Annotated in this window: 2 protein-coding genes; both read left to right on the plus strand. The window is 33.8% G+C overall.

Annotated elements, in window-relative coordinates; genetic code table 11:
- Window positions 1–1,364: FGGY-family carbohydrate kinase (locus B3J44_RS10715; protein WP_286968426.1), on the plus strand; the 1,364-nt coding region annotated here is incomplete at its 5' end.
- Between the two features lie 96 nt (window positions 1,365–1,460).
- Window positions 1,461–2,197: (Fe-S)-binding protein (locus B3J44_RS10720; RefSeq protein ID WP_286968428.1), on the plus strand; the 737-nt coding region annotated here is incomplete at its 3' end.

Here is a 2,197-nt window from a genome sequence, read left to right on the forward strand (position 1 = left end):
AAATGAATGTAGTTGCGATTTTTGATATTGGTAAAACAAACAAAAAGGTTTTTTTATTTAACGAAAATTATAAAATTGTCTGGGAAAAATCGGTAAATCTGGAGGAAACCACAGACGAAGACGGATTTCCGTGTGAAGATATCGAAGTACTTAAAAATTGGATTTTAGATCGATTATCTGAAATAAAAGAGCTTAAAGATTATGTTTTAAAAGCCATCAATTTCAGCACTTACGGAGCAAGTTTTGTTTATATAGACGAAAACGGAAAAGTTTTAACTCCTCTGTATAATTATCTAAAAGATTATCCAGAGGATTTAAAATCTAATTTCTACGAAAAATACAAAGGAGAAAAAAAGTTTGCTGTAAAAACGGCTTCTCCAGTTTTGGGAAGTTTAAATTCGGGAATGCAGATTTACCGTATAAAAGAACAGAAACCCGAAATATTTGTAAAAGTGAAATACTGTTTGCATTTGCCACAGTTTTTAAGTTTTCTTTTAACGAATGAAGCATACGCTGATATTACAAGTATTGGCTGTCATACCAATTTGTGGAATTTCAAAAAAATGAAGTATCATAAATGGCTGAAAGAAGAAGGTATTTCAGATAAAATACCGCCAATTCATTTTGGTAAAGATGTGATTATGACCCGCGAAAATATAGCAATTGGAGTTGGTCTTCACGATAGCTCATCGGCAATTATTCCGTATACAATCAATTTTACAGAGCCTTTTGTTTTATTATCAACGGGAACATGGAGTATTTCATTAAATCCTTTCAATAATAAGCCTTTAACTTTTGACGAATCACAAAACGATTGTTTGTGTTACATGCAGTACACAGAAAAGCCTGTAAAAGCGGCAAGATTGTTTGCAGGAAACGAACACGAAGTGCAGACCAAACGCTTGGCAGAACATTTTAAAGTTCCAGTTGATACTTACAAAGAAGTTTATTTTGATAAAAATATTGTAGCCAATCTACGAGCGCTTAATTATCAGATTTTCTATCCAAAAAAATACAATTTTGATATCCTGAAAGAATGCCCTTTTCAAAAAAGAGACCTTTCACACTATAAAAATTACGAAACAGCTTATCATCAATTAATGTTAGATCTGGTAGAACAGCAGGTTTTTTCTACCAATTTGGTCATTCATAACAGTCCAGTAAAAAAGATTTTTGTGGATGGAGGTTTCAGTAAAAATTCGATTTATATGAATTTATTAGCAGAAGCTTTTCCAGATGTAGAAGTTTATGCAGCCTCGATGGCGCAGGCAAGTGCTTTGGGAGCTGCGTTGGCAATTCATGATAATTGGAATCCAAAACCAATTCAGAACGATTTAATTGACTTGAAATTCTATAAACATTAGGTAAAAACGGTCTGTATGTTGTAAATTTGCTGAGAAACGTATTTTTTACATTTTTACAGTACACGCCTAAATGAACAACACACTAAATACTACAACATGAAAATTGGACTTTTTATACCTTGTTATGTCGACCAATTTTATCCAAAAGTAGGAATCGCAACCTACGAGTTACTACAAAAATTAGGTTGTGACGTCGAATTTCCGATGGGACAAACCTGTTGCGGACAGCCAATGGCCAATAGTGGTTATGCGCATTTAACAAAAGGATGCGACGCCAATTTTATTGCTAATTTTTCTGGATTTGATTACATAGTCTGTCCTTCTGGAAGCTGTGTTTTGCATGTAAAAGACCATTTGCATGATGAAAAACAAGAAGAGAAGGCAACAGCAATTCGAAATACAGTTTACGAACTTACCGAGTTTATTACCGATGTTTTAAAAATCGATCATATTGACGGAAGATTTCCATATAAAGTCGGAATGCATGTAAGCTGTCACGGTCAGCGTGGATTAAAGCTTTCGCAAATGTCTGAATTAAACGCACCATTTTTCTCTAAACCTGAACAATTATTGCACAGTATAAAAGATCTTAATTTGGTTGCTTTAACTAGAAAAGACGAATGCTGTGGTTTTGGCGGAACTTTCTGTGTAACAGAAGAAGCAGTTTCAGTAAAAATGGGACAAGATCGTATTAAAGATCACGAAAGTCATGACGTGGATTATATTACAGGTGGTGATATGTCTTGCTTGATGCATTTAGACGGAATTCTAAAAAGGCAAAAAAGCAGAATCAAAACCATTCATATTGCCGAAATATTAAATTCACTCGAAAA

This window comes from Flavobacterium sp. UBA4854, assembly GCF_002399805.1.
Lineage (GTDB): Bacteria > Bacteroidota > Bacteroidia > Flavobacteriales > Flavobacteriaceae > Flavobacterium > Flavobacterium ginsengisoli.